The following is a 628-nucleotide window of genomic DNA, read 5'->3' on the forward strand; positions in this document are numbered from 1 at the left end:
TTGAGGATGTAACCGTGAACAAACTCGCTCTTGCGCTCGCACTTTCCGCAACGGCCCTCGCCGCGTGCTCGACCGCATCCGGCCCGACCTTCAGCGCCTCCGAACTGCAGCCGCGCGACGGCGTGCGGACCTTCCAGGTGAACTGCAGCGGCCTGCTGTCGGGCCCGCAGACCTGCATGAAGGCCGCCCGCAAGATTTGTGGCGAAGAGCCGGTGCGCGCCGTCGACTCGGCCCGTGCGCTGCGCGACAAATCCGATCCCACGACGCTCGTGTTCCAGTGCGGCGCGGCACCGGCCGAAGCGGCGTCGGCCACCGCGCCGGCCGCTGCCGCCGTCGAACAGGTGAACCTGTCGGGCGACGCGCTGTTCGCGACCGATCACGCGACGCTCACTCCGACTGCGCGCGAATCGCTCGACCGGTTGCTGAGCGAGCGCGCCGACCACACGTACTCGCAGGTGAGCGTCACCGGCTTTACGGATTCGGTGGGCAGCGACGACTACAACCTCGCGCTGTCGAAGCGCCGCGCCGAATCCGTCGCGACGTACCTGAAGGCGCACGGCCTGAAGACCGACTCGCTGACGGTCACGGGCCGCGGCAAGGCCGATCCGGTCGCGTCCAACGCGACGCC

1 protein-coding gene is annotated in these 628 nt (G+C 69.4%); it reads left to right on the forward strand.

What is annotated here, in order from left to right:
• Positions 1-14: 14 nt before the first annotated feature.
• Positions 15-628, forward strand: a 614-nt coding sequence (locus tag G3O00_RS43025; protein ID WP_206146635.1) for an OmpA family protein, incomplete at its 3' end; no start/stop codon positions are given.

Origin of the sequence: Burkholderia sp. Ac-20384 (genome assembly GCF_017104605.1) — a bacterium.
Lineage (GTDB): Bacteria > Pseudomonadota > Gammaproteobacteria > Burkholderiales > Burkholderiaceae > Burkholderia > Burkholderia lata.